The 7,331-nt window shown below is 62.3% G+C and carries 3 protein-coding genes; 2 read left to right on the forward strand and 1 reads right to left on the reverse strand.

The window, feature by feature from the left end; all coding sequences use genetic code 11:
- Positions 1-930: an AAA family ATPase gene (locus ACIREA_RS22350; protein WP_397384570.1), complete on the forward strand. Its 930-nt coding sequence runs from the start codon at positions 1-3 to the stop codon at positions 928-930.
- 4 nt (positions 931-934) lie between these two features.
- Entirely contained in the window at positions 935-3,856 is a 2,922-nt protein-coding gene (locus ACIREA_RS22355; protein ID WP_397384571.1) for a transglutaminaseTgpA domain-containing protein, read from the forward strand.
- Between the two features lie 31 nt (positions 3,857-3,887).
- Here the strand turns inward: ACIREA_RS22355 and ACIREA_RS22360 are convergent.
- Positions 3,888-7,331 (reverse strand): beta strand repeat-containing protein (locus tag ACIREA_RS22360; RefSeq protein WP_397384572.1); only part of this gene is annotated, 3,444 nt, incomplete at its 5' end.

A 7,331-nucleotide genomic window follows, 5' to 3' on the forward strand; every position in this document is an offset into this window, starting at 1 on the left:
ATGCTGCCCGCCGCCACTGCTCTGCAAGCGTCCCAACAAATCGAAACCATCATCGCGAGTGTGTCGCAGATCATTCTTGGCAAAGAGAATGTCGTGCGCCTTGCTGTGACCTGCCTGCTGGCACGTGGCCACCTTCTGTTTGAAGATCAGCCCGGCGTTGGCAAAACGATGCTTTCTCAGGCGCTCGCGCAGGCGCTTGGGCTAGGTTTCCGCCGGGTACAGTTCACCAGCGATCTCCTGCCTGCAGACATCCTCGGCGCTTCGGTGTACGACCGTGACACGGCGGCGTTTCATTTCCATCGCGGCCCGGTTTTCACCCAGGTGCTGCTGGCGGATGAAATCAACCGCGCCACGCCCAAGACCCAGTCAGCTCTGCTCGAAGCCATGGAGGAAGGCAAGATCACGGCGGATGGTTCCACGCATCCTTTGCCTGAACCGTTCTTTGTCATCGCCACGCAGAATCCCTCTTCGCAAATCGGCACCTTCATGCTGCCGGAATCGCAGATGGACCGCTTTCTCATGCGCCTCGCGCTCGGAGTTCCTGATCGCACGGCCGAACGCGCGCTGCTGGAAGGCCAGGAGCGCCGTGAGATGCTGCGCGCGATGCAACCCGCGATGACCTTCCTCGAACTGCAGCAGTTGCAAACCTGGACGCGTGCGGTGTACGCCTCGCCTGCATTGCTCGATTACTTGCAGGATCTGCTGGCAGCCAGCCGTGTCCAGGGGCAGGGGCTCTCTCCGCGTGCCGGGCTTTCAGTGCTTGCCGCCGCCCGTGCATGGGCCTTGCTGAGCGGGCGGGCGATGGTGCTGCCGGAAGACATTCAGGCCGTCGCCGTAGTCGTCATGGGACATCGCCTCGAACATGCCGCCGATGGCATGACCGGGGTGGAGCTCGCGCGGCAGTTGATCGCTGAAACCCCGGTGCCTTGATGCCATGAAAGTGCGCGTGCGCTGGAACCGACACACGCTGGCGCTGCTCGCCATCGTTGCGGGCATGTGGTATGCGGCGGAGGCGCAGTCCAATGGGGCTGCTCATTTGATCGCGCTGCTTACTGCGACGATGAGTCTGCTCTCATGGCTGCATGCGCGTGCGAATCTGCGTGGGATGAGGGTCCGGCTGATCGGTGCCAGGCCTGCGGCACAGGATGCTGAAAAGTGCATTCCGGTGGAGTTGCGTGCCACGGGGGCCGTCTCTCCATGCGGACTCGAAGTGTACGTCGTCGGTGCCGCCACACCCGTGTTTGTCGAACGTGTTCCGGCAGGTGGCGCGGTGGTCGTCGATCTGCCTCCGCCCTTGCACCATGCCAGCGGCGCCTTGCAGCTGGTGGTGCGCAGTGTTTACCCGCTGGGCCTGTTCTCGGCGGAGTGCTTGGTTGAGACAAAGTGGGTGCGCCGCGTGCATCCCGAGGCTGCCGGTGATCTGCCGCTGCCTGCGCCAGAAACTTCACGGCAGGGAGATGCCATCGCTGTATCCTCCTCCCGTGGCAATACGGGCGGCGGTGATGATTTTGCCGGCCTGCGTGAGTGGCGTGCGGGAGATTCACCGCGCCACATCGACTGGCGTTCAGCGGCGCGTGGCGGCCCTCTGATGGTCAAATCATGGAGCAGCGGCGTTCAAGGTGTCGTGGTGCTCGACTGGAATGCATTGCAACTCGATGCACCTGCCCGTGCGGCGCAAATCGCACGCTGGATGGAAATCTGTGAAGACGAAGGCAAGCCCTACGAACTCCGCATGCCCGGGCTCATCATTCGCGCGGGCCATGGTCCCGCCCATTTGCGGCGCTGCCTCGATGCGCTCTCCCTGCAGTCGGGCACGGATGCCGGATCTGCCCTCTCGGATGAATTGCAGGCAGGCAAGGTGGACAACGTGCTGAGTCTTGAGCAGTCCACCTTTCTGCCCAAACGACCGCTGCTGTTTCTGAGTCTCGCGTTGCTCCTCGCCATCCTGCCGCTGCGCGGTTACATCGCCACGTCGGGCCTGGTGGTGTGTGCGTTGTGCCTCATCTGGCGTGGGGTGCTGCGCATGGCGGTGCCGCATTTGCTTGTGCGCATTGGCGTTATCATCGCAGGTGCCACCGCGGTGTATTTCAATTATGGCGAACTGGGTGGCATGGAGCCCGGCATCGCGCTGCTGCTGGTGCTCGCCGGAGCCAAGATGCTGGAAAGCCGCACCCCGCGCGAGTTTCAGGTGCTGGCGCTCATTGGGTGGTTTCTCGCCTTCTGCGCAGTGCTGCTGGAAAACCACCTCGCCCGGTCTGTGTGGACTGTGGTGGTCGTCCTGTTCATCACCGCGTGCATGGTGCGCTTTCGGCGCAGCATTCCGGGGGCGCGTGAACCGCTGCGCGTGACCGGCATGCTGTTTGCCCAGGCGCTGCCATTGGCACTGCTGCTGTTCTTTGTGTTTCCGCGCGGGCTGCTTGATCTGGGGTCTGCGCTAGGGCGCAGCCGCTTTGGTGAAACGGGCATCGATAACGTTCTCGATCCCGGCAACATCGCCCGGGTGGCCCAGAGTTCAGACGTGGCCTTTCGTGTGCGCTTTCCTGATGGCACACTGCCTTCAAACGAGACCCGCTACTGGCGCTGTCTCACGCTCTGGGATTGTGAAGGCATGCGCTGGACGCGTGGAGACCGTCTCAGCTTTGCACCCCAGCTGCCACGTCCGAAAAGCGGCATGGATCTGCGTCAGATCATCGACCTGGAGGCCCATGGCAAACGCTGGCTGCCCGCGCTGGATCTGCCCATCATGGCCAAGCTGCGTGGTGAGCGGCTGTCTCCCGAATTCGATCAATCGCTCGTCTCTCCTTTCATGGTGCAGAATTCAGAGCGTTTCGAAGTGGTCTCGCGCTTCGAGCTGCCGCCATTTCGTGAGCTGCCGGAGGATCACCGCGAAGCCGCGCTGCAACTGCCGCCAAACATCTCGCCCAAACTCAGGCAGCTCACCGATTACTGGGAATCAGTGACGCAAACGGATGAGCAGCTTGTGCAGATCGCGCTCAACTACGTCAGAACCCAGGGTTTTAGCTACACGCTGGAGCCGGGAGAGTACAAAGGGCCGCAGGCGCTGGAAGACTTCTTTCTGAACCGCCGCAGCGGTTTCTGCGAGCACTTCAGCGCCAGCTTTGCCACACTCATGCGCATGGCGGGAGTGCCGTCACGCATCGTCGTCGGCTACCTCGGTGGCGAATACTCCGACCACAATGGTGGCTACCTCATCGTGAAACAAAGTGATGTGCATGCGTGGACGGAGGTGTGGCTTGAAAAATACGGCTGGTATCGCGTCGATCCCACCGGCGCACTCGCGCCAGACCGCGTGAACATCGACCTGCGGGCCTTCCTGGCCGGCGGTGCCGAGGAGGCTGAACGCCAGCGCCGCACCCTTTGGGGCCGTTCCTTGCAGCGCCTGCGGCTGTGGTGGGACAGCGTCAACTACGACTGGCAAAACCAGGTCATCGACTACAACCAGGAAGCTCAGCGAGGACTGCTGGAAAGCGTCGGCCTGCGCCAGAGCAAACTCGTGCTGCTCATCCCCAGCGCCGCCTTCGTTGTGGTGGGTGTCTTGCTCGTCGCCTTATGGCTGCGGCGTCCCGCCCGTCATGCCGATCCTTGGATGCGGCTGTGGCAGCGTGCCTGCAGCCGTGTGGGCAAAGCCGGTGTGAAAACCTGGATGCCCAATGAAGGTCCGCTGACCTTTGCCCGGCGCGTCGCAGAGGCACGTCCCGATCTCTCACCGCAGTTTGATCCCTTGGTCGCCATGTATGTGTCCGGCCGCTACGGTTCCTCGCATGAGGTCCTGGATCAATTCAAAGCAGCCGTGCTGCGCTTCAAGCCTAAGCGGCTGACCCGCAGCTCAAAGTGATTCAAAGCGGGCTGCTTGCACATCTCCATTCTTAGAGCGCTGGCAGCCGTCTTCTCCGCAGACCCAAGCCAAGCAATCCACCAAGCAGCAGCAGGGCGCGGCTTGGCTCTGGCACAATGGCGATGACTCCGGTGCTGCCAAACTGGCTCACATCCCAATACCAGCTGCTGTTGTAAATCGTGAGATCAGGCAGGTCGAGCGCGAAGCCCGCGTTGTCGGCGCTGCCTCCCACTCGCATGCCGGTGCCAGAGTCATAGTAGGCCAGCGCAATGTTTGAGCCGGTCCAGTCTACGAGATCAAACACGGATTGATAGCCGCCCGTAAAATTCGATCCCAGAGTCACACTGAGGGTGGAGGCCGCGTCGAGGGACAGGGTGCCATTCACGATGATGCGGTCGTTGCCGCCATCCGTGGCGGTGCCGCTGACGCTGGTCAGGCGGTTGGTGATGGAGTCAAAGGTAGCATTCAGCCCGATGTCGCTGCTCTTCAATTGCAAGGCCAGCGTGGCGGAAGCTCCGACGGTGAGATTGCCACCAATAAAAACAGTGCCGATTTCCGTGCTCAGCCCGGTCGTGCCAGCGGTGATACTGGCGGCATTGCCACCCGGTGCCAGAGTCGCATTTGCAGCGAGATTGACGGAGCCAGCAATTCTACCCGTGCCGCCGAGAGTTGCATTCGCATTGACCTGCACCGTGTTGGTGCCGGTGGCGGAATCAGCGCCGGCATACGCATTGTTTACCAGCAGGCTGCCGGCGCTGACCGTGGTCTGCCCGGTGTAGGTGTTCACACCGCTAACGACGGTGGTGCCGCTGCCAGTTTGATTCACCACGCCGGTGCCGCTGACGTTGTTGGACACGGTGAGGAGGTCACTGCGATTGAAGGCCAGCGTGGCGTTGTTGATGACATTCCCCGAGCCCGTTGTTCCCGTGGTGCCGCCATTGCCCACCTGCAATGTGCCCGCGCTGATAGTGGTGGCTCCGGTGTAGGTGTTGGTGCCGAGGAGCGTGAGGGTGCCCGTGTTGCTTTTTGTGACTGCGCCACCCCCGTTGATTTCCTGCACGTCTTTGAGCGTGCCAGATTCGAGCGTGAGGACGTCGATGACATTGGTTGCGTCACCAATGCTGTGCCCGGTCATGTCCAGTGTGCCGCCGGTGAGATTGATGGTGCTGGTCGTGTTGGCCGTGGTGGCGCCCACTCCGCCGCCTTCGACGATGTTGACGTTCGAGATCAGGGAACCGCCGCTGATGGTGAGCACGGCCTTGGCGTTGCCGAAGGTGTTGGTGTTGGCGTAGGTGGCCATGACAAAACTGCCGCCGCTGTTTACGGTGAAAGTGCCGCCGCTGATGATGAGCGTGCCGCTGCCCGATGGTCCCGGAGAAGTGGTGCCTGAGTTGCCACTCATGGTGCCCATCTCGATGCTGTTGACGGTAAAGGTGCCACCATCAAAGTACGCGGTTCCGACCGCTCCGCCGCCGCCGCTGCTGTTGCGTTTGCCTATGATGAGCGCGCCTGCTGTGATGGTGGCGGTGTGCCCGCGCAGATCGAGTATGCCGGTGGGCTGGGCTCCCGTGGCCGTGCCCAAAGTGCCGCCAACAGTGATGTCGGTTGTGGCCCCGGTTTTTCCCCCTATGACCACGGTGCCAGCGCTGCCGGCAGTCTGGGAGGCGAACTTCAGGGTGGCCACGCCTTTGGACACACCGATGTTGATGGCATCTGTCACAAGGGTGTTGGTCCCTGCGCCGAGAATCATGGTGCTGGTGCCGGAGTTCAACCCGTTGCTGTTGGCAATCTGCACCACGTTCGCGGTGATGCTGTTGCTCGTATCTGAGAGCAGGAGGGTGCTGTTGACGTTGACTCCGAATCCTACGCGAAACTCCTTCACGTTCGCGGTCAATGATCCCAGACCGGTGAAGTCAGACGTCACATTGTTCGCATTGGCGCCATTGTCGAAAGGGAAGGTGGCATTGGGAAGGAGATCGGCGGCGGCCTGTGAAGTGACGGTCTGCAGCCCGGCATCAAAGAATGCATTCGTGTTGCTGATCACCAGCGACCCTGGTCCGGTGATGATGGCCCGCGTCACGGTTTTGACATTGTTGGCAACGCCGGTGCTGAAGCTGCCATTGACCTGAAGTGTCTGCCCGGCTCCGATGGTGACGGTGCTGCTGAGATTGGCGTTGTTCGATGCGATCTGCAGGCTGGCAATGCGCTGGCTGGCGCTGCTGAGATCCAAGGTGGCCGTGAAGACACCTGCGCCGACAGTGACGGCGGTGCCGGTGGGCAGGGTATCGGTGGCACCGATTTTCAGCGTGCCGGAAGTGATGAGGGTGCTGCCAGCATAGGTGTTGGAGCCTGTGGCGGCGGTGAAGATCAGCGTGCCGTCTCCGGTTTTGTTGATGCCGCCTGCACCTGTGACGGGTGCCGCCACGGTTGCTGTGACAGAGGTGTCCACGCGGAATTCAGTCGCTGCATTGGTGATCTGAATCTGGCCGCCCGAGCTGGCTAGCGTGTAGTTTCGGGCAAACTGCAGCCCGTTGACCGCCATCGCATCCTGCACCTGAACGGTGCCCCCTGCGGCACCGCCGAACACGGCGATCTTCTCCACCGAGGCAGACCAGCTTGTGTTGTTGCTGCCGTCTGCCAGCGTCCAGTTGGTGTCGGCGTTGGTCCAGATGCCATCCCCGCCGTCCACGAGGTTGTCTGCCACGGTGTCCGTACCGTCCCAATACTGCGCGCTGATGGCGGTGGCGACGAGGTTCACCGCTTTGTTCACGGTATCGACGACGATGCTCGTGTTATACCCGGCGAGCATTTGGGCCACGAGGCCGTTGTCGGTCAGGGTGCCGGTGTAGCCGATGAGCTTGTAGGTGCCTGCGGTGAAGCCCGCGCCGGTGGTGACGCGGACAACTCCGTCGAGGGTGATGAGTGTGCCATTGCCCTGGATGAGATCGCTGGCGGTGCCGAGATCAAAGAGGAGCAAGCTGCTGTCATTGAGCACCAGATTGCCCCCTACGGTGAGGGTGCCGGTGCTGCCGGCGGTGAGGATATTGCCAATGCTGAGCGTGCCGAGATTCGCCACGGTGAGGCTGCCTCCGAGGGGGCTTGAAGCGGCCAGAGTCGCGCCATTGGCGACCGTGACGGCGGTGTTGCCGAGGGAGCCGGTGACATTGAGCGTGCCTGCATTCACCGCCGTGGCTCCGGTATAGGTGCTGGCTGCGGAAAGCGTCCAGATGCCGGAGCCGTTCTTGGTCAGGCCGGACACGGTGGTGTCCATGGCGGCTGCCAGGCTGCCATTGCCCGCGCCTGTGAGGGTGAGCGCGCGCGTGCCGCCGACGATGGCGGTGGTGCTGGTGAGGGCGAGGCTGCCGCTGTCTGAGGAGATGGCCACATTGGCAGTGCCGAAGGTGAGTGCGCCGGCATAGCTGTTGGTGCCGCTGACATTGACGAGCGTGCCATTTTGTCCGGCAGCACCGGTGCC

The sequence above is a fragment of the Prosthecobacter sp. genome, assembly GCF_044373815.1.
Taxonomy (GTDB): Bacteria; Verrucomicrobiota; Verrucomicrobiia; order Verrucomicrobiales; family Verrucomicrobiaceae; genus Prosthecobacter.